Genomic DNA, 25687 nt, shown 5'->3' on the forward strand with positions numbered 1-25687 from the left:
TCAGCTGCCTCCCGCATTGAGTTTCTGGCGATATTTTTCGGCGTCCCAGTTGATCAGTTCGTCATTCTCTGCCGCTGTCAGATAATTAAGCTTCGCTGCGACATCGACCCGCGCGGTCACATCGGCGAGGCAGCGCTGCATGGCGTCGGCACCGGCGCCCGCGTCGCCGCGCATCAACACGCCGAGGCCGGGAAACAGGATCGCCGCGGGTGCGGCGCCGCAGCGCTCGATGACGCGCTTCACACCCTCGGCCGGCCTCGCCACGACCGAGCCCTTGCCGAGAAAGATGACGTGGTCGGGGTAGAGGCTGCCGCCCGAAGCCATGCGGCAGCTTTCGGGGTCGATCGCCACCGCGTGCGCCTCGACATCCGCCGGCAATCTGTAGTCGCTGTCGCCGGCGCGCGCCATCAATGCCGCGGTGTCCGGCTCAGCCACCTGGCGCGGCGGCCGTGCCAACAGCCGGGTTACGCGGCGCAGCAGCATGCCTGCCTCAGCGACAGTGTCGGCTGCAACGACCAGGCCGTGGTTGCCGAGGATCAGTATGTCCACGCCTGGCCGCAGGCGCTCGGCGATGCCCTGGGCGAGCGGCAGTCCCGGCCGGCGATAGGGAACATATGCCCATTGGTGGCCGTCGAGCCGCCTGGCGGCCTCGGCCTCGCAGTCGGCCTGCACGGCCAGCGAAATGGTCTCGACACAGTGGACATGCAGAACGATGCGCTGCGGCATCAGCGCATGTACGGTGGTCTCGATCGAGGGGCGCAAGCCGCGCGGATTGAGGGCGCCGACAGCGAAGGCCTGTGGCTGTTCGGCGGTCGGGTCGCGTCGTTCGATGGCGTCGAGCAATGGCGGAATGCTGACCGGCACCATGATGTCCGCGGTGAGCGCGTCCTTCAGCCAGGTGCCGGAGGCCTTGATCCAGAGCGTGCCACCGGCTTTTAGCGAGGTGTTGCCGCCGGCGGCCTGGGTCAGATGCGGGTCGCTGCCAATCTCGGCGGAAAGCGACCGCAGCGCTGCCAATTCCTGCGCATCCGCACTGATCGTCATCGAAATTCCTCCACAAACCGGCCGCGTGGCCACGGCTTTGGACGCCCTGTTGCCGGGACGAAGACCGACGCTGGTATCGCAGATGCGAGTAAGTTACGTCAACAGTGATGTTATCGCGTCAAATCAGGCTTGCAATCCGAGGGCCGTTGAGTAAGTTGCACCAATTGCCGTGCAAAATGGCATGCCGTGCAGTGGCTTGGGAGGCAAGCACATTGGGAGGTAACGGTTGAGCGACTCCGGCCGCCAGCGTCAGATCGTCGAGCTTTTGCGGGACCGGCCTTTCGCATCGGTGCGCGAGCTGCAGGAGCGGCTTGGCGTGTCGGCGGCGACGGTGCGGCGCGACATCGACAAGATCGATGAGGCCGGCGAAGCGCGCAAGGTCTATGGCGGCATCTCGGCGCTCGATGGCGCTTCGCAAGCCGGCGTCGCCTATGCCAGGCCCTATGACGAGAACCGCGACCTCGCCGTCGAGGCCAAGCGGCAGATCGCCGCTCTCGCCGCCACCATGGTGCGCGACGGCGACGCGGTCATCGTGCATGGCGGTTCGACCTGCTTCCATCTCGGCGTCAAGCTCGCCGACCGCAATATCCGGCTTTACACCAACTCGATGCCGCTCGCGGCCTATCTCAGCGATCACGGCCATTGCAGTCTGACCGTTGCCGGCGGCGACCTTTACCGCGAGCCGGGCATCATCCATTCGCTGACGCAGACGGTGCCGTTCTACGCCTCGAAGTTTTTTCTCGGCGCGCAAGGCATCGGCCAGGAAGGCCTTCTGGAATCGCACCCGCTGCTGGTCCGCTCGATCGTCGAGCTCAGCCTCTGCGCCGACCAGATCGTCGTGCTGGCCGACAGCCGAAAACTGTCGATCCACGCGCGCAATGTGGCGCTGCCGCTGTCGCGGATCGGCACGCTGGTCACCGATGACGGCCTGTCCGAGACAGATGCCCGCATGCTCGAAGATGCCGGCGTCACGGTGAGGATCGCCGCTTCCTCGGGAGGCGCCCAGTGAACATCGCGGTCCTCGATTTCGGCAAGACCAATTCGAAGCTGTTCGTCTTCGGCCAGAACGGACAGATCCTAGACGAGCGCCGCACCCAGCCGAGCTGGATCCGCAAAGGCGGCTTCAGCGTGCTCGACGAGGCAACGCTGCACGACTGGGCGGCTCGCGCCATTGATGACGCCGTCGATACGCATGGCGTGGAAGGGCTGATGGTATCCGGCCATGGCTGCACCTTCGCGTTGATCGACGAAGCCGAGCTGACGCATCCGATCCTCGATTACGAGCAGGAACCGCCAGCTGAAATCGCCGCGCAGATCGACCGCCGCATTCCAGATTTTGCCGAGACCTTTTCACCGCGCCTGCCGCTTGGCTTCAACTACGGCCGCCACATGTTGTGGCTGAAGGAGGTGGAGCCCGGTGCCTTCGCCACAGCGACGTCGATCCTCGGCTACCCCCAATATTGGAGCTGGCGATTTGGCGGCCGGCCGGTGTCGGAGGTCTCCTATCTCGGCTGCCATTCGCATCTATGGGCGCCGCGCAAACGCGATTTCAGCTCGCTGGTCGATGCCGAGGGCTGGCGCGGCCAGATGCCCGCCTTCGAGCGTGCCGGCGCGGTGATCGGCGAGCAGCGCTTCAGCCGGGCCGCCAAGCCGGTCGCCGTCCACAACGGCGTCCATGACAGCAATGCTGCGCTCCATGCCTACCGCCGACAGCAGCTCGGGCCGGTGACCGTGGTCTCGACCGGCACCTGGGTGGTCGTGCTCAATCCCGACTGTCCGCTCGATGCACTCGATGGCGAGCGCGACATGCTGGTCAATGTCGATGTCGACGGCGGCCCGGTGCCGACCATCCGCTTCATGGGCGGCCGCGAATTCGCCACGATCAGCGCCGGCTGGCAGGGCGCAATCGCGCCGTCATCGGTACAACGGGTGATCGACGCCGGCATCATGGCGCTGCCGAGCTTCGCGCCCGGCGGCCCGATGCCGCACCGCCGCGGCGAACTGGTCGGGCGTACGCCCAATGCCGAGGAACGCGCGGCCGTGGCGCTGCTCTACGTCGCGCTGATGCTCGATCTGTGCCTCGAGCTGATCCATTCGGACAATACGGTGATCGTCGATGGCGGCCTGAACAATGGCGGGCTGCTTGCCGCGCTGCTGGCGCAATTGCGGCCCGGGCAGGCCTTCCTGCAGGGCGCAACGCTGGAGGGCAGCGCCACCGGTGCTGCCGCACTTGCCTTTGAAAGCGTCGGACGCGAGTTTGCCACCGAGGCGCCGGAGGCGGTGCATGCGGCAAGCTTCAGCGGCCTTGCCGGCTACCGCAACGACTGGCGCGGCCTTGCCGCCGACCGGGGCGTGGCCATGGCAGCCTCGGGAGGGGCACGATGAGCGCCGCCGCTCGGATCGAGACGGTGCGCCAGCCGGTGCTGGAGATGCGCCACATCTCGAAGACGTTCGGGGCGATCCGCGCCTTGCATGATGTGTCGCTGACCGTTCACGCCGGCGAGTTGCACGCGTTGATGGGCGAGAACGGTGCCGGCAAGTCGACGCTGATGAAGGTGCTGTCCGGCGCCTACCGGCCGGACCCCGGCGGCGAAATCCTGATCGACGGCGTACCGGCCGCCACCGGCGACCCGATCAAGGCGCGCGCCGCCGGCATTGCGGTCATCTATCAGGAGCTGTCGCTGGCGCCCAATCTGTCGGTGGCGCAGAACATCTTCCTCGGCAACGAGCCAAGACGGTTCGGCATCGTCGACCGCGAGCAGTGCAACCGGCGCGCCAGCGAGATCATCGCGCGGCTCGGCGTGGCCTTTTCGGCGCGCACCCCGGTCACCAGCCTGTCGCTCGGCGAGCGCCAGCTGGTGGAAATCGCCCGGGCGCTGTCGACCAATGCGCGCATTATCGTCATGGACGAGCCGACCACGTCGCTGACCTCGCGTGAGACCGACCGGCTGTTCGAGGTGATCGCGACGCTGAAGTCGCAAGGCATCGCCATCATCTACATCAGCCACCGCATGGAAGAGGTCTACCAGCTCGCCGACCGCGTCAGCGTGCTGCGCGACAGCGGCTATGTCGGCACGCTCGACCGCGCCGACCTGAACGCCTCGCGCCTGGTATCGATGATGGTCGGGCGCGATCTGTCGACCTTCTACAAGAAGGATCACCGCCCGCCGGACAGCAAGCGCGCCGTCGCGCTGTCGGTGCGCGGCATGTCGGACGGCAATCTCATAAAGAATTGTTCCTTCGACCTCCACAAAGGCGAGGTGCTGGCACTGGCCGGCCTGGTCGGCTCGGGCCGGACCGAACTGGCACGGCTGATCTTCGGCGCCGACAGGCACATCTCGGGCACGCTGGAGCTCGGCGGCAAACCGATATCCATCGGTTCGCCGAGCGAGGCGCTCGATGCCGGCATCGCCTACCTGACCGAGGACCGCAAGCAACTTGGCCTGTTTCTCGACATGTCGATCTCCGACAACATCAGCATGGGCGTGCTGGCAAAGGACGCGAAGGCCGGCGGTCTGCGCGACTTCGCGGCTGCCGAAAAGCGCGCCGCCAAGGCGGTGTCAGACCTCTCCATCCGCACCAGCTCGGTGCAGGCCAATGCCGGCTTGCTGTCGGGCGGCAACCAGCAGAAGGTGCTGCTCGGCCGCCTGCTGGAAACCGAGCCGCAGGTCGTCATCCTCGACGAGCCGACCCGCGGCGTCGATGTCGGGGCGAAGTCGGAAATCTACCGGCTGATCGACAACCTGGCCAAGAAAGGCATCGCCATCCTGATGATCTCCAGCGAACTGCCGGAGGTGATCGGCATCGCCGACCGCGTGCTGGTGATGCGCGACGGCACCATTGCCGGCGAGGTGACGGCCTCGGAAGGCGAGCCGCTGCGGCAGGAAGCGATCATTGAACTTGCAACGGGAGCGGCTCAGCGATGACCGACAAGGTGGCCGACACGATGAAAGCGGACGACCGGGCGATCGGCAGAGGTACGAGGTGGCGCACCGCCATCGCCGCACTCGGCATGCTGCCGATCCTGATTCTGCTGGCGGTCGGCTTCCAGTTCATCAACCCGCGCTTTTTCACCCAAACCAATCTGCTGATCGTCATGCAGCAATCGTCGATCAACATCGTGCTGGCAGCCGGCATGACCTTCGTCATCCTGACCGGCGGCATCGACCTGTCCGTCGGCTCGATCCTTGCCGCCTCGGCGATGGTGGCGGTGATGGTGTCGCTGGTGCCCGATTGGGGACTGCTGGGCGTGCCGGCGGCCATTCTCGTCGGGCTCGGCTTCGGCATCATCAACGGGCTGCTGATCGCCTATATCAAGCTGCCGCCTTTCATCGTCACGCTGGGGTCGCTGACCGCCGTGCGCGGCGTCGCCCGCCTGCTTGGCCAGGACACTACGGTGTTCAACGCGGACCTGCCGTTCGACTTCATCGGCAACGGTTCGCTGTTCGGCATTCCGTGGCTGGTAATCATCGCGCTGGCGGTGGTGGTGCTGTCCTGGCTGGTGCTCAAGCGCACCGTGCTCGGCACCTGGATCTACGCCGTCGGTGGTAACGCCGAGGCCGCCAGGCTGACCGGCATCAAAGTGCCGCTGGTGCTGCTCTTCGTCTATGGCGTTTCCGGCCTTCTGGCCGGGCTTGGCGGCGCTATGTCGGCGGCCCGGCTCTATGCCGCCAACGGGCTGCAGCTCGGCCAGTCCTACGAACTCGACGCCATTGCCGCGGTCATCCTCGGCGGCACCAGTTTCGTCGGCGGCGTCGGCTCGATCTGGGGCACGCTGATCGGCGGCCTGATCATCGCCGTGCTGTCCAACGGGCTCATCCTCGCCGGCGTTTCGGACATCTGGCAGTACATCATCAAGGGATTGGTCATCATCGTGGCGGTCGCCCTCGACCGTTACCGGCTCCAGGCAGGAGCAAGAACGTGATGGCCCTTAGTCGCCGGCATCCAACGAGCCGGTTTCATGTGTAACGCACCGTGAGAGGCGCGGGGCATCAGGAGGAAAATAAAACAATGAAGACCATCGCTAAACTGCTCTGCGGCGTAGCCTTTGCGGCCGCCGTCATCGCGCCGGCATCAGCCAAGGACCTGAACAAGGTCGGCATCTCGGTCGGCCTGCTCGGCAACCCGTTCTTCGTCGCCACCATCAAGGGCATCGAGGACGCGGCCAAGAAGATCAATCCGAATGTGCAGGTGACCTCGGTATCGGCCGACTACGACCTCAACAAGCAGGTTTCGCAGGTCGATTCCTTCATCGCCGCCGGCGTCGACGTCATCATGCTCAACGCCGTCGATGCCAAGGCGATCGCGCCGGCGGTCAAGAAGGCACAGGCGGCCGGCATCGTCGTTGCCGCCTTCGACGTTTCGGCGCCGGGCGCCGACGTCACCGTGATGACCAACAACGTCAAGGCCGGCGAAGAGGCGTGCCAGTATCTGGTCGATCATACCGGCGGCAAGGGCGACTACGTCATCCTCAACGGCCCGGCCTCGTCATCGATCCTGGAGCGGGTCAAGGGCTGCAAGGACGTGCTGGCAAAACACCCCGACATCAAGATCCTTTCCGACGACCAGAACGCCGAAGGCTCGCGTGACGGCGGCTTGAAAGTGTTCCAGTCGCTGCTGACCCGTTTCGACAAGATCGACGCGGTCTTCGCCATCAACGATCCGACGGCGATCGGCGCCCAGCTTGCGGCCAAGCAGCTCAACCGCTCGGAGTTCATCTTCACCGCGGTCGACGGCGCGCCCGATATCGAGAAGGAACTCGCTTCCGGCACGTCGATGATCAAAGCCTCGGCCTCGCAGGATCCCTATGTGATGGCCGGCCAGTCGCTGACGATGGCGGCTGACCTGCTTGCCGGCAAGAAGCCGGCCGAGCCGACGGTACTGCTCGACCCGAAGCTGATCACGGCCGACAATTTGAAGGATTACAAGGGCTGGACCGCAGCTCGCTAAGCCTCCCAAGCCTGGTGGGGCCGGGGTGACCGGCCCCACCTTTTTATCGGAGCAATGGATTGCCAAAAGCCGATTTGGACTTGGGTCCGCTACTCCTGGAATGACCGGAGACAATCATGTCGCGCATCGGAATCCACTCATTCGTCTGGTCGGCGAGCTCGGCGCAGAGCGACCTCGAGCGGACGCTGGCCAACACCAGGGAGGCCGGCTTCGACCTGATCGAATTCTCTTATCTCGACCCCGCCAATGTCGACATTGACGGCTTGGCCAAGCGGATCGGCGATCTCGGCCTCGGCGTCGCGATCAGCATCGGACTGCCGGCCGACGGCGATATTTCGAGCGCCGACAAAACGATTGCCGCGCGCGGAGTCGAAATCCTGAGACGTACGATCGCGCTGACCCGCGATCTTGGCGGGCAAAAGGTCGCCGGCATCCTCAGCACCAGCCATGGATTGCAGAGCGAGGCGCCGACGCGCGACCAGTGGAACCGCAGCGCCGGCACGCTTGCCGAGGTGGCCGAGACAGCAAAATCAGCCGGCGTCAGCCTCAACCTCGAGATCGTCAACCGCTTCGAAAGCAACCTGCTCAACACCGCCGCGCAAGGCATGGCCTTCATCGCGGACAGCGGCTCCGACAACATCTTCCTGCATCTCGACAGCTTCCATATGAACATCGAGGAGGCCGATGTCGGCTTGGCCATTCGCAACGCCGCAAGCAAGATCGGCTATGTCCATATCGGTGAGAGCCATCGCGGCTTCCTCGGCACCGGCAATATCGATTTTGCCGCGATATTCGACGCGCTGACCGCCATCGGCTACAGCGACGACCTCAGCTTCGAATCCTTCTCGTCGGAAATCGTCGATGAGAACCTGTCGCGGAAAACCGCCATCTGGCGCAATCTGTGGACCGACAATATGGAGCTGGCCAAACATGCGCGCCGCTTCATTGCGCTCGGACTGGAGACGGCGCGGCGCAAGGCCGAGCTTGTTTCCGCAACGCACCGGCCTTGAGAACTCGCAGTTCCGAAATCGATCTGGTTAGACCAGAGGCGCTGTATTAGCCGGCAAAACGCGGCCCAAGTTCCTCGATGCGGCGGATCATCGCCTGGAAGTCCTCCGAGATGCGCTGGTGCAGGTGAACCGCCAGCTCCGGGTATTCCTCAAGGATGCGGCGGAACATCTTGCGGCTGAGCCGCAGCACTTCCGAATCGATTTCGGCAGAGGCGCTGGTCAGCCGGTTGGTATCGGCGATCAGCGCCAGTTCGCTGAGCATGGTGCCGGGGCCGGCGGTGCCGATCGGGATGCGCTCGCCGTCGTGCTCGCGGTAGAGGACGATGCGGCCGCTGATCACGATATAGGCGCAATCGGCCTCGTCGTCCTCGCGGTAAAGCTTGTGGTCGGCTTGCAACCTGGTGGTTTCGGCGCCGAAGGCGAGCAGACGCAGCTGTTCCTGCGTAAAGCCCTCGAAGAGCCTCACGGTGGACAGGATGCGGATGTCGTCATCCAGCGCCATCTAGCTATGTCCCCGAACCGTCAGTCCGACTCCTCCCCTACGAGGCCGATCCAAAACCACCTCCAGCCTCAGGACCGTACCCGAAAAGCGCCCCGCCCGGATCGCTTATTTGAATAATGAAATGTTTAAGGAACCAGCTTGTAGCCGCCGCTTTCTGTCACGAGAATTTCCGCGTTGGAAGGATCGCGCTCGATCTTCTGGCGCAGCCGGTAGACGTGAGTTTCGAGGGTGTGAGTGGTGACGCCGGAATTGTAGCCCCAGACTTCCTCCAGCAGCACGTCGCGGGTCACCACCTTCTGGTCGGCGCGGTAGAGATATTTGATGATCGAGGCTTCCTTTTCGGTCAGCCGTACCTTGGCGCCGCGCGGGTCGATCAGAAGCTTCTGGCTGGGCTTGAACGTGTAGGGGCCGACCGAGAAAGTGGCGTCCTCGCTCTGCTCGTGCTGGCGCAGCTGGGCGCGGATGCGGGCCAGCAGCACGGCAAAGCGGAACGGCTTCGTCACATAGTCGTTGGCGCCGGCCTCGAGGCCAAGGATGGTGTCGGAATCGGTATCGTGGCCGGTCAGCATGATGATCGGCGCCTTGTAGCCGCCCTTGCGCAATATCTTTACCGCCTCGCGGCCATCCATGTCGGGCAGGCCGACATCCATGATGAGCAGGTCGATGAGCCCGCCGCGCGCCGTGGCGACGCCTTTGGCGGCGGTCGCTTCCTGCAGGACATCGAATTCCTCATAAAGCGACAATTGCTCGACAAGGGTGCCGCGCAGGTCGTCATCGTCGTCGACGATCAGAATGGTGCGTGAAGTCATGGATCAATCCGTTGTTTTGAAAAGAGATTTCAGTTGACCGCAGCCTGTTTATGCGGAAGCTGACCGGCACAACAGCCGTTCACAGTGATTTGTTCCGTGGCACGATCATACAAGAAAAAACACGATCGCAATGCAGTCGGCGCAATTTTGCCGAAAGGGCTCGCCGTGCTCACCGTGCGCGCGCGCCCAGGCCATGCCAGCCAAGGCTTTCTGCAGGCCGGCAAACTGGTGTTTCCATGTGCGCTGGGGCATGGCGGCATCTCGGCGGCCAAGCGCGAGGGCGACGGCGCCACGCCGCTTGCCTCGATGCGGATATTGTCGGGATATTTTCGCGGCGACCGTTTTGCCGGCGGCCGCCGGACGCGGCTCGCGATGACGCCGATTGGCCGCGACCTCGGCTGGTGCGAAGTGCCTGGGGACCGCAACTACAACCGCCCGGTCAAAATCCCCTATGGCGCCAGCCCTGAGCGGATGCTGCGCACCGACGATCTCTATGACGCCTGCCTGGTGCTGGACTGGAACATTGTGCCGCGGCGGCGCGGGCGCGGCAGCGCCATCTTCTTCCACCTGGCGCGCCCCGGCTTTACGCCGACGCAAGGCTGCGTCGCGGTAACGGCTCGCACCATGGCGCGGCTGCTGCCGCTGCTGTCGGAACGGACGGTGATAAGGGTGGCAAGGTAGGGGAGAATAGTGAGCGAATTGGTCGGGAAGGATATTCGCGGACCCGCCGCTTAGCTTCACTACTCACTACACCGTCCTAGCGCTTCCTCGGCAGCTGCCAACCCGTGTCGAGAAGGCCGAGCCGACCGAGTTCGCGGTCCATGGCGCGTGCGATGTCCTTGCGTTCGCCGCCGATGTCGCGCAGCTGGCGATCAGAGAGATCCTCGACATTCTCGTAGGGAAGATTGACCGCGATTTTTGCGTAGCGAAACCAGTCAAGCACGGCGCGCAGCCAGGCCGGGCGGAGGGTAACAGGGCGCAAGGTGATGTCAGACATGGTGCAATCCGCTTCTCCGGACATCAAATCCGGTTTGATGTTTCTTCGATGACCAGATCATGACCGATCGAAATCAAAACGGGAAACGAGTAGTTTTTTCTGCATCTTCAAGTTTTTTTTGAGAATTGGAATGCTCGACCGAACTCTCCTCGTCTGGCACTAATGGCGCGCCTGCTGCCTGGAACCCGTGCGCTGCGGACGCTGGAGGCAGCGGCCCGGCATCTCAATTTCACCCGCGCCGCCGACGAGCTCGGCCTGACGCCGGCAGCGGTCAGCCATCAGATCAAGGAAATCGAGGATCAGCTCGGCATCGTGCTGTTCACACGCACCAGCCGCACGATCCGGCTGACCGAGGCGGGTGCGGTGCTGTTCGAAGCTTCGACCGATGCGCTCGACCTGCTTGGCCGGGCCGTCTCACGGGCGCAGAAGACGGCACGCGGATCGGCGCTGCTGAAGGTCACCCTCGATGCGCAATTCGCGACGAAGTGGCTGATGCGGCGCGTCGACGATTTTCGCAAGCAGCATCCGGCGATCGAGCTGCGTTTCGACATCAGCTACGAGGTGCGCGACTTCGATCGCGACGACGTCGATCTCGGCATCCGTTTCGGCACCGGCAAATATCAGGGGCTTCGCTCGCACCGGCTGTTCGAAAACGTTATCATTCCGGTCTGCAGCCCGGCCCTGTTGCGGGCCGGGCCGCCGCTCAAGGAGCCGCGCGACCTGTTTCATCATACGCTGGCGCATATCGAGTGGTCGCGCCAGGGCGTCACCTGGCCGAACTGGAGCATGTGGATGGCGGCGGCGGGCGTCGACGATTTCGACGACAGCCGGACCATCGTGTTCGGCAACTCGACGGATGCCGTCCAGGCCGCGCTCGACGGCAACGCGGTCGCGCTCGCCGATTTCGCCATGGTGGCAAACGACCTTTCGGAAGGTAGGCTGATCCGGCCGTTCGAACTCGGCATCAAGGTCGCGCCCGAATTCGCCTATTTCCTGGTCTATCCGGAGACCGCGGCGAATGATCCGCGCATCGTCGCCTTTCGCGATTGGCTTCTCGAGGAAATCGCCAGGACCCCGAGCTGACGGTCAGCCCGCCGCCGCGCCGAACCAGCCGATCACCGCGCCGATGAGAAGCAGCACGCCGAGCCAGTGACCAACATCGATGAGCGTCAGATCCCAGCCGAAACCTTCGTAGCGATGGTTGACCGAAAGCGTGGTGGCGACGAACCCCAGCCAGAGAACGAAGCCGAAGATCACCCCGGCAAGCAGGCTCGGCTCGCCGCCGGTCACGGCGCCGATGATCAGCGACATGACCAGCGCCATGACGAGCTCCGCGATGAAGGAGACGACGAAGGGCAGCATCGATTTGCTCATCGTCGCCGGATCAAGCTTGGCGGCCTTCAGCCACGGCTTGCTCAAGCCCATGTACCAGGCCCCGCCGAACAACCACGCCACGACGGCGGCGACGATTACCGCCAGCCAATTGATTGCTGAAAAATCCATGGTTCCCTCCGGTCGATTGCGCGATGGAACGCCTGTTCGGCGATGCCGTCAAGCAAGGCGCCAGACGGTGGTGCGCTTGACCTCGGCGTCCTCCAGCGCCCGGGTCACCGCCACTTCGTAGACGTCAAGCGGCTCCAGCCCGGTCTTCGGCAGATAGGAGCGGCCGGGATCGCCGACGAGAATGTCGGCACCGCGCGCCCTCAGCCGGGCGAACCACGGCATCAGCCTGTCGGCGAAAGTTTTGTCGTAGAAGACGTCGCCGGCCAGCACCACGTCCCAGCCGGCATCGCTGCCGATGCAGTCGCCGATGAGGAATTTTATCTCGGTCCCATTTGCCTCGGCATTGAGGCGGATCGCGGTCGCGCAGAACGGGTCGATATCGGCGGCGATCACCTCGGCAGCTCCGGCCTTCACCGCGGCAATGGCGACAACGCCGGAGCCGGAGGCGAAGTCCAGCACGCGCTTGCCGCGCACCGCCGCCGGATTGTCGAGGATGTAGCGGGCAAGGCCTTGGCCGCCGGCCCAGGCAAAAGCCCAGAAGGGCGGCGGCAGGCCGATTTCGGTCAGCTCGTCCTCGGTCCGCCGCCACAGTTCGTGCGCCTCGTCGGCCAGGTGCAGGCGGATCTCCGGCACATGTGGCGGCGCCATCAGCGCCGTGTTGTCGAGGATGAATTTCCTGGCGCTGTCCGGCGTCAGCGCCGTCATGGCGCCGGCGTCAGGCCGCCCATGCGGCAAACCTCTTGCCATTCGGCCGGCGTCACCGGCTGCACAGACAGCCGCCCGAGCCGCACCAGCGCCATGTCGGCCAGCTTTTGATTGGCCTTGGCTTGCTCCAGCGTCACCGGCTTCGGCATGGCCTTGAAGGCGCGGATGTCGACGCACTCCCAGCGGGGATCGTCGGTGGTGCTGTCCTGATGGGCCAGAGCGCAGACTTCGGCGATGCCGACGATGTCCAGCCCGTCATTGGAATGGTAGAAGAAGCCGAGATCGCCGATCTGCATCGCCTTCATGTTGTTGCGCGCCGCATAATTGCGCACGCCGTCCCATTGCGTGCCGGCCTTGCCCTTGGCCTTGAGGTCCTCGAAGGAGAAGACCGAAGGTTCGGATTTGAACAGCCAGTAGTTCATTGTGTTGCTCCTCCTCAGGTGCCGCCGCGACTAAAAGCGCGTCGCGTTCGACCGGCCTCATGCGACGCGCTTTAGGTTCTTGTTGTATGCATGTCGCTATCACAAAACCGCTGCACACTTTTGCGCGACATGCATCAGATATCCGCCGGCTTGTTGAAACTCCAGTTCCACTGCCGGATTTCGACGCTTTCGAACAGCCCTGCCTTGGTATAGGGGTCGGCCGCCGACAGGGCTTTTGCCGCAGCCAGATCAGGCGCCTCGACAACGGCGAGAGTGCCGTTCGGCTTGCCGTCGGCGTCGAGGAACGGGCCGGCGAAGGCCAATTTCTTGTCGCCGTTCAGCCCTTCCAGGAAGGCAAGGTGCTTGGGCCGCGTATCGAGCCGCACCTGCAGCCTTCCTGGCTTGTCCTTGCAAATCAACGCAAACAGCATCTTTCCATCTCCGCAATCGTTCGCGATCACATGTCGGTTTCGGTCTTGAGTGGCCTTGTCATCAACGCCGACACAGCCTGGTCTATGGTTATGGTGCCGTCCAGTATGGCGGCGACGGCGGCGATGATCGGCGCGTCGATCCGGCGCTCGCCGGCGATGCGGGCGGCGATTGCCGCCGTCGGCACGCCTTCGGCCAAAGGCAAGCCGGCAAGCGGCTTGCCTTGCCCCAGCGCCAGCCCATAGGCGAAATTGCGCGACTGCGCGGACGAGCAGGTGAGCAGCAGGTCGCCGAGGCCGGAAAGCCCCATCAGCGTCTCCGGCTTGGCGCCAAAGGCGGCGCCGATGCGGCGCAATTCGACGAAGCCGCGCGTCACCATCGCCGCCTGGGCGCTGGCACCGAGCCCGGCGCCGGTGACGGCACCCGCGGCAATGGCAAAGACGTTCTTCAGCGCGCCGCCGATCTCGACGCCGATTAGATCGTCGCTCGAATAACAGCGCAGATTTTCCGCCGAAAAGCGGGCGGCAAGGTCGGTGGCCAGAGCCTCGTCGCGGGCGGCGACCACGACGGCCGTCGGCAGGCCCCTGGCGACGTCGGTGGCAAAGCTTGGGCCGGACAAAGCGGCGACCGGATTTGCCGGCAGTATTTCCTCGGTGATGGACGATAGCAGCGCGCCGGTGTCGCGCTCGATGCCCTTGGCGCAGAGGACCAGCGGGACGCCTTTCGGCATATGGCTGGACGCGGCCGTCAGCATAATCCGCAACGATTGCGCCGGCGCTACCGCCAGAACGCAGTCGGCACCGTCGAGCGCCGCCTCGATGTCGCTCGTCGCCACGATGCCGGGATCGAGCGCGATGCCCGGCAGATAGCGCGGATTTTCGCCACGGTCGACCGCCGCGACGGTCTCCGGGTCGCGCGCATAGAGGCGGACGAAATGACCGGCGCGCAGCGTGGCCAGCGCCAGCGCCGTGCCCCAGGCGCCGCCGCCGAGCACGGCGACGCGCCAGCCGCTTGGCGCCTTGTGCTCGCTGCCGGTCATGCCTTGGCCCCACGCCGGCCCGAGCCGACCATCGGGGCCGAGATGCTGTCCAGCGGCCAGCGCGAGCGCGGCACGAGATCGGCGGCGTTTTCACCTGATATGCCGGCGCGCAGGCGCTCGATGCCGGCCCAGGCGATCATCGCCGCATTGTCGGTGCAGAGGTTGAGCGGCGGCGCGACGAAGCTGAACCCGGCCTGCTCGCAAAGACTCTGCAATGTCGCCTTGATGGTCCGATTGGCGGCCACGCCGCCGGCGACAACCAATGCAGGCTCGGCTTTGTCCGGGAATTGCTGACGGAACCGGGTCAGCGCCCGCGCAACACGGTCGCCCAGCGCATCCGCCACCGCCGCCTGGAACGAGGCGCAGATATCGGCAACATCCTGATCGCTCAGCGGGGCGATCGCGGTTGCCGCCTGGCGCACCGCGGTCTTGAGGCCGGAGAAGGAAAAATCGGGCTGCACCGAGCCCTTCATCGGGCGCGGAAAGGCGAAACGCGTCGCGTCACCGGTTGCCGCCGCCTTCTCGACATTCGGTCCGCCCGGATAGGGCAGGCCGAGCATCTTGGCCGTCTTGTCGAAGGCCTCGCCAAGCGCGTCATCGATCGTCGTCGCCCAGCGCTGGTAGTCGCCGACGCCGCGTACGGCGACGATCTGGGTATGACCGCCGGAGACCAGCAGCAAGAGGTAGGGAAAGTCGAGCCCGTCGATCAATCTGGCCGTCAGCGCGTGACCTTCGAGATGGTTGATGGCGATCAGCGGTTTTTTGGCTGCCGCGGCGATTGCTTTGGCCGTCATCAGGCCGACGATCAGCCCGCCGACAAGACCGGGACCGGCGGTGGCGGCAATCGCATCGATATCGGCGAGGTCGACGCCGGAATCGGCGAGCGCTGCTTCGATGATGCCGTCGAGCGCCTCGACATGGGCGCGCGCGGCGATCTCCGGCACGACGCCGCCGAAAGCGGCATGCTCCTCGATCTGGCTGAGCACGATGTTCGACAGGATTTGCGGCGTGCTGCGACCGTCCAGCGCCACCACGCTGGCGGCGGTCTCGTCGCAACTCGTCTCGATGCCCAGAACGCGGATCAATTCGTCGCTGTCCAAAAATCGTACAGATTGTACTGTCGGCCTTTCCCCGATAGGAGAAAACCCGAAAACCTGCCGGGGGTTATCACGGACGGCGCGTCATGCAAACAACCTTGAAAATCGGAACACGCGGCAGCCCGCTGGCGCTGGCGCAGGCGCATGAAACGCAGGCGCGACTGATGGCGGCGCATGGCATGCCGGCGGAAGCTTTCGAGGTGGTCGTCATCTCGACCAGCGGCGACCGCATCCAGGACCGGCCGCTGTCGGAAGCCGGCGGCAAGGGCCTGTTCACCAAGGAGATCGAGGAGGCGCTGCTGGCGCGCCGCATCGACATCGCCGTGCATTCGTCGAAGGACATGCCGACGCTGTTGCCCGAGGGGCTGGAACTGTCCGCGTTCCTACCGCGCGAAGACGCGCGCGATGCCTTCATCGGCAAGGCGGCGCGAACGATTGCCGGCCTGCCGCAAGGCGCCAGGGTCGGTTCGTCGTCGCTGCGGCGCCAGGCGCTGATCCGGCGGATGCGGCCGGACGTCGAAGTGGTGATGTTTCGCGGCAATGTGCAGACGCGGCTGCGCAAGCTCGACGACGGCATCGCCGACGGCACCATCCTCGCCTATGCCGGGCTGAAGCGGCTCGGGCTCGAAGACGTGGTCACCGACCTGATGCCGCTCGAGGTCTTTCCGCCGGCGCCGGGGCAAGGCGCGATCTGCATCGAAAGCCGCATCGGAGACCGCGACGTGGAACAGATGCTGGCAGCGATCCACGACGGGCCGACCGGCGAGGCGCTGGCCTGCGAGCGCGCCTTCCTGGCGGCGCTCGACGGGTCCTGCCGCACGCCGATCGCCGGACATGCGACGATATCGGGCGGAACGGTTTCCTTTGCCGGGCTGATCATCTCGCCCGATGGCACGCAGTCGCATGAAGTCAGGCTGCAAGGGCCGGCGCAGGAGGCGGCGCGCATTGGCGCGGAAGCCGCGGCGACCGTTCGGGCCAGGGCCGGCGAAACATTCTTCGATGGCTGGACCTGACATGCTCCGCGTCCTTGTGACGAGGCCCGAACCGGGCGCGTCGCGCACGGGGCGCCGGCTTGCGGATGCCGGCTTTCAGCCGATCCTGCTGCCATTGACCGGAACCGTGGCGCTGCCGGTCGATGCCGGCGCGCTCGCTGACGCCGCGGCGGTCGCGGTCACCAGCGCCAATGCCGTTCGCCATGCGCCGAAAGAGGTCATCGCGGCGCTCGCCGGCTTGCCGTGCCACGCCGTCGGCAGGAAGACGGCGGAAGCCGCCCGCGCTGCCGGGTTTCTGTCGGTCAGCGAAGGCCCGGGCAATGCCGAGGCGCTGGCCGATGCGCTTGCTGGCGGTTACGCGGGGCAGACGATCGTCTATCTCTGCGGGCGAGTGCGATTTCCCGGCTTCGAGGAAGGGCTGTTGGCGTCGGGCGTTCAGGTCCGCGCCGTCGAGACCTACGACACCGTTGTCCTGGATTACTCCGACGAGGCCGTTCTTGCGCGCCTGTCCGCCCAGCCGGTCGAGGCGGTGCTGCTCTATTCGGCCAAGGCGGCCACCGCTATGCAGGCCCTGGCTAGCCGGCCGGCGCTGCGTGGTGTTTTTGAAAAAACGCGCTTTTTCGGATTATCGGGGCGCATCGCCGCGGCGTTGGGCGACGTCGCCGAGATCCGGATTGCGCCTGAGCCCAGCGAGGATGCGCTGCTGGGACTTTTGCAGGCGCCGCGCTGACCGGCATCCGCCGCTGCTCTGTGCCAGCTTGTTCCAAACGTTGGCGCCGCCCCTCACCTGCCTGCCGGCATCCTCTCCCCGTATAGTGACGGGGAGAGGGTGCCTTCGCCGAGGATTTCGCCAACCTCCAGCGTTGCAGAAGAAGCGTCGAGACTCGTGAGAGCCCTTCTCCCCGTCACTGTACGGGGAGAAGGGCCCGGCAGGGCGATGAGGGGCAGTGCCAACGTGGATGACTGCGCTCGGGGCACATTTTGTTCTTGCTTTGTGCCGGCAGCTATGCTACTAATTTGGTTATGGTGCTAATTGGCTCCAACGACCCGCCCGCCGAGGCGGGTTTTTTGTGTGCCGAGCATGGGCCTTGGCTTGACACGTGGATTCGGCCCTGCGGCGTTTTGCCAAAACTGAACTCCAAGCCGTGGCGTCATCACGCCGCCCCTTTTCACCGCTTGGTGATGTGCTAGACCCTTCAAACCATCCCGAAGCGAATTTTGCGGAGCCCGAGCATGGTCAAGACGCCGAAGATGCGGCATTCCAAGAGCCGCCGTGAGCCGGTGACCATCGAGCTTGAGCCTGGCGCCGTCTCGCGAGTCGCCGACGAACAGGATGCCGTGACCTCGCAGACCGACGAGGCGCGGGCCGAGGAAGCGGCGAACGCCTCGCAGCCGGAGCCACCTGAAGAGCCGGTGCATGCGGACCAGACCGATCTCGAGCCATGGGAACATGCCGACGCAGCCGCGCCGGCCGGCACGCAAGAGCCGGCGGACGCCGGCGTCGATTCTGCCAGGGAAGCGGAAACCCCTTATCCCGCCGGTTCGGATGCGCCGGCCGGGCGCTCCACGGTTTCCGACTACAGTTTCGAAGATGCATCCAGAGGAACCGGGGCCAACGAACCGGGGATCCCAGGTTCCGGCGAGAAGACAGCTGAGACGAGGGACGACCATATGGCAGCGCAGCCGAAGCGAAGCGGCATCAACGGCATCGCCGCCGGTATTATCGGCGGCGTCATCGCCCTCGCCGCGGCCGGCGGGCTGCAATTTGCCGGCCTGCTCGGTGCGCCGGGGTCGGGCGGCGTGTCGCTCGACGCGGTCAATGGTGAGATCGTTTCGCTGAAACGCGAGGTCGCGGACCTCAGACAGGCCGGCGCCAACAATGACGCATCGGCCAAGGTGGACGGGCTGTCGGCGGCGCTGGATCAGGTGAGGGCGGACGTTGCGACGTTGAAGTCGGCGGTCGAGCAAGGCGGTGCCGGCGACAATGCCGGCCTGGCGGCACTTGGCGACAAGGTAAGGCAGATCGAGACGGCGGTTGCGGCCCTCGGCAAGGCCGGCGGCACGGCGCCGGTCGATCTCGGCCCGCTCAACGAAAGGCTGGCCGCGCTCGATGCGCTGGTGAAATCGGCCGGCGACACGGCAAAGGCGCAGGAAGGCCGGCTTGCGGCCCTGGAACAGTCGGTTTCACAGATCTCGGGCAAGGTCGATGCACAGGCTTCGCAGCCGAAGATCGCACTGGCCATTGCCGCTTCGGCGCTCAAGGCAGCGCTCGACCGTGGTGCACCGTTCGCCGCCGAACTCGAAACCTTTGCCGCGATCTCACCCGATGCACCCGAGATCGCGACGTTGCGCACCTATGCCGAAAAGGGCGTCCCGATGCGCTCCGAGATTGCCGCCGAAGCGGACGCCGCCGCCAACGCCATGGTCGCTGCCGCGACGCCCATCGACCAGAATGCCGGCATCCTGCAGAAGCTGCTGTCCAGCGCCGAATCGCTGGTCAAGGTCAGGCCGATCGGCGCCGTCGAAGGCACTGGCGTTCCGGAAACCGTCGCGCGCATGGAGGTCGCGGTCAACCAGGGCGACTACGCCAAGGCGCTCAGCGAATACGAAACCCTGCCTGAGGCGGCCAAGGCCGCCGGCGCCGACTTTGCCGGCAAGCTGAAAGCGCGGATGGAGGTCGAGACGCAGATCGATTCGCTCATCGCCGGCGCGATGAAGGCGTGAGGAACCCAATGATCCGCATCCTCGCCTTCCTTGCCGCCGTCTTTGCGCTCGGGCTCGGCTTCGCCTGGCTGGCCGACCGGCCGGGCGAAATGCTCGTCACCTTCAACGGCTATCAATACCAGGTCAGCCTGATGGTCGCCGCGGTGGCGGTCGTTGCCGTGGTTGCCGCGGTGATGATCGTCTGGTGGCTGGTCAAGGCGCTGTGGAACAGCCCCTATACGATCTCGCGCTATTTCCGCGTGCGTCGCCGCGACCGCGGCTACCAGGCGCTGTCGACCGGGATGATCGCCGCCGGCGCCGGTGACGGCGCGCTCGCCCGCAAGAAGACCAAGGAAGCGGCAAAGCTGATCCGCTCCGATCAGGAGCCACTGATCCAGCTGCTCGACGCGCAGGCCTCGCTGCTCGAAGGCGACCATGAAGGCGCCCGCGAAAAGTTCGAGACCATGCTCGATGATCCCGAAATGCGGCTGCTCGGCCTGCGCGGGCTTTATCTCGAGGCCGAGCGGCTCGGCGACCGCAACGCAGCCCGCCACTATGCGGGCCGGGCCGCGGCGGTGGCGCCGCAACTGGCCTGGGCGGCCGAATCGACGCTGGAAGACCTGACCGGGCGTGGCGACTGGGATGGCGCGCTGAAACTGGTCGATGCCCAGAAGTCGACCCGGCAGATCGAGCGCGATGCGGCCAACCGGCGTCGCGCCGTGCTGCTGACTGCCAAGGCGCAGGCGCTGATCGACAGCGATGCCAATGCTGCAAGGGCGGCGGCGCTCGAAGCCAACCGGCTGCGGCCGGATTTCGCACCGGCGGCGGTCGTCGCGGCGAAATTGCTGTTTCGGCAGAACGACGTGCGCAAAGGCTCGAAAATCCTCGAGGCGGCGTGGAAGGCCGAGCCGCACCCGGAGATCGCGGAGCTCTATGTCCATGCCCGGCCGGGCGATGCCGTGCTCGACCGGCTGAACCGGGCAAAGAAGCTGCAGGAGCTGAAGAAGAACCATGCCGAGGCCTCGCTTGCCGTGGCGCGCGCCGCGCTCGATGCGCAAGATTTTGCAACCGCCCGCCGCGAGGCGGAAGCCGCCATCCGCATGGATCGCCGCGAAGGCGCCTATCTGCTGCTGGCCGACATCGAGGAGGCCGAGAGCGGTGACCAGGGCAAGGTGCGGCAGTTGCTGTCGAAGGCGGTGAGAGCGCCGCGCGACCCGGCCTGGGTCGCCGACGGCGTCGTCTCCGAACGCTGGGCTCCGGTATCGCCGATCACCGGCAGGCTCGACGCATTCGAATGGCGGGCGCCGATGGAGCGGCTCGGCCAGTTGATCGACAGCCATGAAGAGACTCCGGAGGGACCGATGCCGGCCATCGCGGCTCCAGCCAAACCGGTACAGGAAACAGCCGAGGCGATCGAGCACACAGCCGTTGCTGCCGAGACACCGGGCACAGCGACCGAAGTGAGGACGGAAAACCGTGCCGCCGAGGATCATGTGACACCAATTACCGCGGCGGCGTTTGCCCAAGTGCCGGAAGATGCCGAAGCCGTCGAGCCGGCGCAGGAGCTGACGCGGCTGCCCGACGATCCCGGCGTCGATCCCGACGACGCGGCGGACAAATCGACGCGCCGGTTTCGTTTGTTCTGATAAGGGTCGAGTGGACCCGGGCTTATTGGGAATGATTTAATGTTCGAACGCGTTTTGTCGTTTCTAAGGGATCTGCCGTCCGGTGGTGGCGCCAGCCCCAGCGCCGACGATCCGCGCGTTGCCGCGTCCGCCCTGCTTTTCCACGTGATGAACGCCGACGGGGTGCGCCAGGATACCGAATGGGAGCGGTTCAAGAAGGTGCTGGCGGAAAGCTACTCGATCAGCGGCGACGAACTCGACGCGTTGGCGGCTGCCGGCGAGCGGGCCGACAATGAGGCGATCGACCTCTACGCCTTCACCAGCGTGCTCAAGCGCCATCTCGACGCCGAGGCGCGAAAGGCCTTCATCGGTCTGATGTGGGAGATCGTCTATGCCGATGGCGAGCTGCACGAACTCGAGGACAATACCGTCTGGCGGGTCGCCGAGCTGATCGGCGTCGAACGTCGCGACCGTGTCGAGGCGCGCCTCAAGGCGGCCGCCGCGGCTCCTGGTGCTGCCGGAACGTCAAGCGACGAATAGACAGGGTCCAGCCTTCCAATGCCGCCCAAGCCAAGCCCGAGACCAAAGATCCTGATCGTGCTGCATCAGGAGCATTCGAGCCCCGGACGGGTCGGCCATATGCTTATCGAGGAAGGCTTCGACCTCGACATCCGCCGACCGCCGCTCGGCGAGGCCTTGCCGCAGACGTTGGATGGCCATGCCGGCGCAGTGGTGTTTGGCGGCCCGATGAGTGCCAATGACGGCGACGAGTTCGTCCGCCGCGAGACCGACTGGCTTAAAATTCCGCTCAACGAGAACCGGCCGCTGCTTGGCATCTGCCTCGGCGCGCAAATGCTGGTCAAGCATCTTGGCGGCAGGGTCGAGGGCCACGGCGAGGGCCTCGTCGAAATCGGCTGGTATCCGCTTAAGGCGACCGAAGCGGGCAGCAGGCTGATGCATTGGCCGGAGATGGTCTATCAATTCCATCGCGAGGGCTTTTCGCTGCCAAAGGACGCGACGCTTTTGGCGACGGCCGAAACCTATCCCAACCAGGCCTTCCGCTATGGCGACAATGCCTGGGGCATCCAGTTCCATGGCGAATTGACCCGGGCGATGATGCAGCGCTGGGTGGTGCGCGGCGCGCACCGCTTCGAACTGCCCGGCGCACAGCCCGGCCGCGACCATCTCGGCGGCCGGCTGATCTGGGACATGCACCTCAAGCGCTGGCTCGGCGAGTTCCTGCCGATGATTTTCGGCAAGCCGGCGCTGCGGTAATCAGTTTCGCCCCCTGAGATGACGCACCTTGCGCAGCTGCGGGAACAGCACCGCCCATAGCCCGGCAACAGCGATCGCCCCGACACCGCCGACCACCACGGCCGGAACCGTGCCGATCAGCGCGGCCATGGTGCCGGCGCGGAATTCGCCGAGCTCATTGGAGGCGCCGACAAACACCTGGTTGACGGCGTTGACGCGGCCGCGAACGTCGTCCGGCGTCCACAGCTGGATCAGCGTCTCGCGGATATAGACGCTGAACATGTCGGTGGCGCCAAGCAAGGCGAGAGCAGCGATCGACAGCCAGGTGATGGTCGAGAGGCCGAACAGGACGGTGAACGCGCCGAACAGCGCAACGAAGCCGAGCATGACAAGGCCGGCATGGTTGCGGATCGGGTGTCCGGCCAGCCAGATGGCGACGCAGATGGCGCCGACGCCGGGCGCCGAGCGCAACAGGCCGAGCCCCCACGGGCCGAGTTCGAGGATATCGCGCGCGTAGACCGGCAGCAGCGCCGAGGCGCCGGACAGGAGCACCGCGAACAGGTCGAGCGAAATCGCGCCGAGCACGATCTTTTCGCTCCAGATATAGCCGAAGCCGGCGAACAGGGTCTGTACCGTCGGCCTGTCGGTCCTGCTGCGCTGGGCAGGTTTCGGGATGGTGAAGATCAGCACGGCGGCAATGAGCATCAGCACGGCCGCTGTGGTGTAGGCAGCTTCGGCCGAAAGCCCGTAGAGCAGGCCGCCGGCGACCGGCCCGACGATGGTTGCCGTCTGCCAGGCGGAAGAGTTCCAGGCGATGGCGTTGGCGAAATCCTCAGGCGGCACCAGATTGGCGAACAGCGATGACGAGGCCGGCCCGAAGAAGGCGCGCGCAATGCCGAACATGGCGAGCACGATGAAGACCGGCATCGGCCCGGAGAGGCCGCGCAGCGTCAGCAGCAGGAGGGCCAAGGCGCAGCCCGCCTCGACCAGCACCGCCAGCGCCATGATCAGCCGGCGCCCGAAACGGTCGGCAACGTCGCCGGTGACCAGCACCAGCAGCAGCGAAGGCAGGAACTGGACGATGCCGACAAGGCCGAGGTCGAACGGGTCGCGGGTCAGATCGTAGATCTGCCAGCCGACGGCGACCGACACGATCTGGGTGGAGAATGTCGAGAGGAAGCGCGCCGCCCAATAGCTCAGGAACGGCCGGTGGCGAAAGGCGGCATAGCGCTGGTCGGATGGTACTTGGGATTCTGCGGTCATGGAATAAGGCCCCGTGGCGGCGATGTCGGCCGGCGGGGCACTTCCACGATGGGCGCTGGTCCGGCCAAAAAAGCCTTTAACGCAGTTCGGCCGGAGGCGCGCGCAAAAATCCGGCCTGGATCAACAATTTCGTTCTTGCAGATAACAAGCGGATGGCGGCGGATCGCAGATCGCAAACTTTCGAGATTAGCCGAAACACCTCTCGTTTCGTCATCCCAGGGCGGAGCAAGGAGCGAAGCGACGCGGCGCAGACCCTGGGATCCATGCCATTGCATCTGCCGAAGAATGCAACGGTTCAGAACGGCACTTGCGTCGGCACCGGCGCCAGCTACCCTTCAACCATGACCGGCTATACCTATATGACCGCAAGCCAGAAGCGCGGCACGATCTATATCGGGGTTACGAATGATCTCGGCCGCCGCATGCCGGAGCACAAATCCGGCGAGGGCTCGCGGTTCACCAGCCGCTACGGTGTGCAGCGTCTGGTCTGGTATGAGGAACATTTCGACATTGTCGACGCCATCCAGCGCGAGAAGTCGCTGAAGCGCTGGCCACGCCGATGGAAGATCGAGCTGATCGAGAAGACCAACCCTGAGTGGTTCGAGCTTTTTCGCGGGACGGGGTGGTAGCGTACGGTTCCGGTCCGCAGGCGCACTGCCGCGAGGTAACGGCATGGATCCCAGGGTCTGCGCCGCGTCGCTTCGCTCCTTGCTCCGCCCTGGGATGACGAACGGAGGGTGTTCGGCTAATCTCGAAAACTTGTAATTCGCCATCAATCGTCGTCCGATACACCGGACGCGCTGCCACTCTCCGACATCAGCGATTAGCCTTCAGCCATCCTACCTTCGTCCTAGGGCCGAGCAAGGAGCGAAGCGACGCGGCGCAGACCCTAGGATGCCATGCCGTGAGCTTCGAGCGTCGCAGCTTCCGCCGAACACAAACAGACCGACCAGCGGAACGCGTTCAATGTGCATCCCGCTCGATCTAACGGTATCAAACCGTCGCCTTGGCCTTCCTGCTCCGGCTCTTGACGGGCGCGGGCGGGGCGGCTTTGCGGCCGAGGCCGATCGCCTTGGCCAGCTGCGAACGCGAGGCCGCGTAGTTGGGAGCGACCATCGGGTAGTCCGACGGCAGGCCCCATTTGGCGCGGTAGGCGTCTGGCGTCAGCCCGAAATGAACGCCGATATGGCGCTTCAAGGATTTGAACTTCTTGCCGTCCTCGAGACAGATGATGTAGTCCGGCGTCACCGATTTCTTGGGATTGACGGCAGGCGTCAGCGGCGCGGCGACCGGCACTGCCGGTTGCCCCAGCCCACCTATGGAAGCGCTGACGCTGGCGATGAGATCGCCGAGGCCGGAAGCCGGCAAGCGGTTCTTCTCGACATATGCGGAGACGATATGGGCGGTCAGCTCGAGCAGGTCGATGTCTTTGCGAGCGTTGTTGTTGTCGTCGGTCAATCTATCTCTCCGTCCGTGGGGGTCGCAGAAATTCCTAGTCGGCAAATCTGCGCAATGCAATGACGCCGCGCCACGTCACACATTATTTTGAATAATAATACTAACGGCAGCGCGGGATTAACAACCCTGAGCCGGTGCTCGATAATATCAGACAATCAGCAATATCAGATAATCAGGGATTTGTCGCGCCACAGTCGAAATCCGCCTTCGAAGGCGCGTGTGTTGTCGCCGCGTCTGCAATCGGCGGGCAAGTCGGTGAGTTCATCGACATTGCCGCCGCCGATGACCACGTAATCCGGCTGCATGGCGGTGCGAAGCCGGTCGACGACGTCGAAGACGTATTTGCGCCATTTCTTCTTGCCGCGCTTTTGCAGCCCGCGTTCGCCGACATAGTCTTCGAAACTGCCGCGCTTCTTGTAGGGAAGATGGGCAAGCTCCATCGGCTGGGCGACGTTATCGACGATCATCGCGGCCCCCAGGCCGGTGCCGAGGCCAAGGAACAGCATGCGGCCGCCTTCATAACTGCCGACGGCCTGCATCAGCGCATCGTTGACGACCTTCACAGGCTTGCCGAACTCAGCGGCGAAATCGCAGCCGACCCAGCCCTTGCCGAGATTGGCCGGTTCGGTCAAAGGCCGGTTGTGGTGCACGGGACCCGGATAGCCCATCGAGACGACATCGTAGTGCAGCCCTCCGGCGAGCGTCTTCACCGCAGCGACCATCTGCTGCGGCGTCAGCTCCGGTCCGGAAGCGGTCTTGCGCTCCTCTGCGCCGGCGCTGGTGCGGATCTTGACGTGCGAGCCGCCGATGTCGATCGCAAGCACGATCTGTTCAGCGTCGGGTGCCGGTCGCTTCACCGCTTTGGCCATCGCTTTCGCCTCCCAGA

Annotated in this window: 28 protein-coding genes; 15 read left to right on the forward strand and 13 right to left on the reverse strand. The window is 65.0% G+C overall.

The annotated features are described in order from the left end of the window. Window positions 1–1044, reverse strand: coding sequence for a class II aldolase/adducin family protein (locus tag NKH42_RS11420; protein ID WP_352691695.1), 1044 nt, complete (start codon window positions 1042–1044; stop codon window positions 1–3). A gap of 226 nt (window positions 1045–1270) precedes the next feature. On the opposite strand from NKH42_RS11420, the gene NKH42_RS11425 reads away from it, so the two are divergent. From NKH42_RS11425 to NKH42_RS11450, 6 genes are all read left to right on the forward strand, one after another. Further along, the gene (locus tag NKH42_RS11425; protein WP_352649392.1) at window positions 1271–2053 is read left to right on the forward strand and encodes a DeoR/GlpR family DNA-binding transcription regulator; all 783 of its coding nucleotides are present in this window, start codon (window positions 1271–1273) and stop codon (window positions 2051–2053) included. Further along, a complete protein-coding gene (locus tag NKH42_RS11430; RefSeq protein WP_352691696.1) occupies window positions 2050–3429 on the forward strand; it encodes an FGGY-family carbohydrate kinase in 1380 nt (459 codons plus the stop codon). Before NKH42_RS11425 ends, NKH42_RS11430 begins: the two co-directional genes overlap by 4 nt. After that, entirely contained in the window at window positions 3426–4970 is a 1545-nt protein-coding gene (locus tag NKH42_RS11435; RefSeq protein WP_352691698.1) for a sugar ABC transporter ATP-binding protein, read from the forward strand. Before NKH42_RS11430 ends, NKH42_RS11435 begins: the two co-directional genes overlap by 4 nt. 20 nt (window positions 4971–4990) lie before the next feature. Beyond that, window positions 4991–5968, forward strand: coding sequence for an ABC transporter permease subunit (locus NKH42_RS11440; protein ID WP_502896084.1), 978 nt, complete (start codon window positions 4991–4993; stop codon window positions 5966–5968). A gap of 86 nt (window positions 5969–6054) precedes the next feature. After that, window positions 6055–6993 (forward strand): ABC transporter substrate-binding protein, encoded by a 939-nt coding sequence (locus tag NKH42_RS11445; RefSeq protein ID WP_254817805.1) that lies wholly within the window; start codon window positions 6055–6057, stop codon window positions 6991–6993. A 116-nt stretch (window positions 6994–7109) separates the two neighbouring features. Then, a complete protein-coding gene (locus tag NKH42_RS11450) occupies window positions 7110–8003 on the forward strand; it encodes a sugar phosphate isomerase/epimerase family protein (RefSeq protein WP_352649396.1) in 894 nt (297 codons plus the stop codon). A 46-nt stretch (window positions 8004–8049) separates the two neighbouring features. Here the strand turns inward: NKH42_RS11450 and NKH42_RS11455 are convergent, their stop codons facing one another. Both NKH42_RS11455 and NKH42_RS11460 read right to left on the reverse strand, forming a co-directional pair. Next, entirely contained in the window at window positions 8050–8505 is a 456-nt protein-coding gene (locus NKH42_RS11455; RefSeq protein ID WP_352690298.1) for a Crp/Fnr family transcriptional regulator, read from the reverse strand. A gap of 125 nt (window positions 8506–8630) precedes the next feature. Continuing rightward, window positions 8631–9314 carry a response regulator transcription factor gene (locus NKH42_RS11460; RefSeq protein WP_023680479.1) on the reverse strand — a complete coding sequence of 228 codons (684 nt, stop codon included), beginning with the start codon at window positions 9312–9314 and terminating at the stop codon, window positions 8631–8633. A 144-nt stretch (window positions 9315–9458) separates the two neighbouring features. On the opposite strand from NKH42_RS11460, the gene NKH42_RS11465 reads away from it, so the two are divergent. After that, window positions 9459–9995, forward strand: a complete 537-nt coding sequence (locus NKH42_RS11465; RefSeq protein ID WP_352974082.1) for a L,D-transpeptidase family protein — start codon at window positions 9459–9461, stop codon at window positions 9993–9995. 76 nt (window positions 9996–10071) lie between these two features. Here NKH42_RS11465 and NKH42_RS11470 read toward each other — a convergent pair whose 3' ends face one another. Beyond that, on the reverse strand, window positions 10072–10311 hold the full coding sequence (locus tag NKH42_RS11470) for a hypothetical protein (RefSeq protein WP_254817801.1): 240 nt from the start codon (window positions 10309–10311) through the stop codon (window positions 10072–10074). 162 nt (window positions 10312–10473) lie between these two features. On the opposite strand from NKH42_RS11470, the gene gcvA reads away from it, so the two are divergent. After that, window positions 10474–11394 carry a transcriptional regulator GcvA gene (gcvA, locus tag NKH42_RS11475; protein WP_352509120.1) on the forward strand — a complete coding sequence of 307 codons (921 nt, stop codon included), beginning with the start codon at window positions 10474–10476 and terminating at the stop codon, window positions 11392–11394. A gap of 3 nt (window positions 11395–11397) precedes the next feature. On the opposite strand, the gene NKH42_RS11480 is transcribed toward gcvA, so the two are convergent. The 6 genes from NKH42_RS11480 to tsaD form a co-directional block, all read right to left on the reverse strand. Beyond that, window positions 11398–11814 (reverse strand): DUF1761 domain-containing protein, encoded by a 417-nt coding sequence (locus tag NKH42_RS11480; protein ID WP_352509119.1) that lies wholly within the window; start codon window positions 11812–11814, stop codon window positions 11398–11400. A 48-nt stretch (window positions 11815–11862) separates the two neighbouring features. After that, the gene (locus tag NKH42_RS11485) at window positions 11863–12519 is read right to left on the reverse strand and encodes a class I SAM-dependent methyltransferase (RefSeq protein ID WP_352509124.1); all 657 of its coding nucleotides are present in this window, start codon (window positions 12517–12519) and stop codon (window positions 11863–11865) included. Further along, window positions 12516–12941 carry an EVE domain-containing protein gene (locus tag NKH42_RS11490; RefSeq protein WP_352456302.1) on the reverse strand — a complete coding sequence of 142 codons (426 nt, stop codon included), beginning with the start codon at window positions 12939–12941 and terminating at the stop codon, window positions 12516–12518. The genes NKH42_RS11485 and NKH42_RS11490 overlap by 4 nt, the downstream gene beginning before the upstream one ends. A 134-nt stretch (window positions 12942–13075) precedes the next feature. Continuing rightward, entirely contained in the window at window positions 13076–13372 is a 297-nt protein-coding gene (locus NKH42_RS11495) for a YciI-like protein (RefSeq protein WP_352509118.1), read from the reverse strand. Between the two features lie 26 nt (window positions 13373–13398). Next, window positions 13399–14409 carry an NAD(P)H-dependent glycerol-3-phosphate dehydrogenase gene (locus NKH42_RS11500; protein ID WP_352509117.1) on the reverse strand — a complete coding sequence of 337 codons (1011 nt, stop codon included), beginning with the start codon at window positions 14407–14409 and terminating at the stop codon, window positions 13399–13401. Beyond that, window positions 14406–15491, reverse strand: coding sequence for a tRNA (adenosine(37)-N6)-threonylcarbamoyltransferase complex transferase subunit TsaD (gene tsaD, locus NKH42_RS11505; protein WP_352509123.1), 1086 nt, complete (start codon window positions 15489–15491; stop codon window positions 14406–14408). Before tsaD ends, NKH42_RS11500 begins: the two co-directional genes overlap by 4 nt. A 101-nt stretch (window positions 15492–15592) precedes the next feature. Between tsaD and hemC the strand changes: the two genes are divergently transcribed. The 6 genes from hemC to NKH42_RS11535 all read left to right on the forward strand — a co-directional run bounded on the left by hemC (window position 15593) and on the right by NKH42_RS11535 (window position 22101). Continuing rightward, the gene (gene hemC, locus NKH42_RS11510; RefSeq protein ID WP_352509116.1) at window positions 15593–16519 is read left to right on the forward strand and encodes a hydroxymethylbilane synthase; all 927 of its coding nucleotides are present in this window, start codon (window positions 15593–15595) and stop codon (window positions 16517–16519) included. Window position 16520: 1 nt separating this feature from the next. Further along, window positions 16521–17228, forward strand: coding sequence for a uroporphyrinogen-III synthase (locus tag NKH42_RS11515; RefSeq protein WP_352509115.1), 708 nt, complete (start codon window positions 16521–16523; stop codon window positions 17226–17228). Window positions 17229–17731: 503 nt separating this feature from the next. After that, on the forward strand, window positions 17732–19222 hold the full coding sequence (locus tag NKH42_RS11520) for a COG4223 family protein (protein ID WP_352701267.1): 1491 nt from the start codon (window positions 17732–17734) through the stop codon (window positions 19220–19222). Window positions 19223–19230: 8 nt separating this feature from the next. Continuing rightward, a complete protein-coding gene (locus NKH42_RS11525; RefSeq protein WP_352509113.1) occupies window positions 19231–20847 on the forward strand; it encodes a heme biosynthesis protein HemY in 1617 nt (538 codons plus the stop codon). Window positions 20848–20886: 39 nt separating this feature from the next. Then, window positions 20887–21366 carry a tellurite resistance TerB family protein gene (locus tag NKH42_RS11530; protein ID WP_352509112.1) on the forward strand — a complete coding sequence of 160 codons (480 nt, stop codon included), beginning with the start codon at window positions 20887–20889 and terminating at the stop codon, window positions 21364–21366. Window positions 21367–21384: 18 nt separating this feature from the next. After that, window positions 21385–22101, forward strand: a complete 717-nt coding sequence (locus NKH42_RS11535) for a glutamine amidotransferase (protein WP_292657163.1) — start codon at window positions 21385–21387, stop codon at window positions 22099–22101. Here NKH42_RS11535 and NKH42_RS11540 read toward each other — a convergent pair whose 3' ends face one another. Continuing rightward, window positions 22102–23343 (reverse strand): MFS transporter, encoded by a 1242-nt coding sequence (locus NKH42_RS11540; RefSeq protein ID WP_352479996.1) that lies wholly within the window; start codon window positions 23341–23343, stop codon window positions 22102–22104. A gap of 341 nt (window positions 23344–23684) precedes the next feature. On the opposite strand from NKH42_RS11540, the gene NKH42_RS11545 reads away from it, so the two are divergent. Beyond that, a complete protein-coding gene (locus NKH42_RS11545; RefSeq protein ID WP_352509122.1) occupies window positions 23685–23972 on the forward strand; it encodes a GIY-YIG nuclease family protein in 288 nt (95 codons plus the stop codon). Window positions 23973–24336: 364 nt separating this feature from the next. Here the strand turns inward: NKH42_RS11545 and NKH42_RS11550 are convergent, their stop codons facing one another. Both NKH42_RS11550 and NKH42_RS11555 read right to left on the reverse strand, forming a co-directional pair. Continuing rightward, a complete protein-coding gene (locus NKH42_RS11550) occupies window positions 24337–24801 on the reverse strand; it encodes a Ros/MucR family transcriptional regulator (RefSeq protein ID WP_352509111.1) in 465 nt (154 codons plus the stop codon). 164 nt (window positions 24802–24965) lie between these two features. After that, window positions 24966–25670, reverse strand: coding sequence for an ROK family protein (locus tag NKH42_RS11555; protein ID WP_352751452.1), 705 nt, complete (start codon window positions 25668–25670; stop codon window positions 24966–24968). Between the last annotated feature and the right edge of the window lie 17 nt (window positions 25671–25687).

The organism is Mesorhizobium sp. M1142, from assembly GCF_040318565.1.
Taxonomy (GTDB): domain Bacteria; phylum Pseudomonadota; class Alphaproteobacteria; order Rhizobiales; family Rhizobiaceae; genus Mesorhizobium.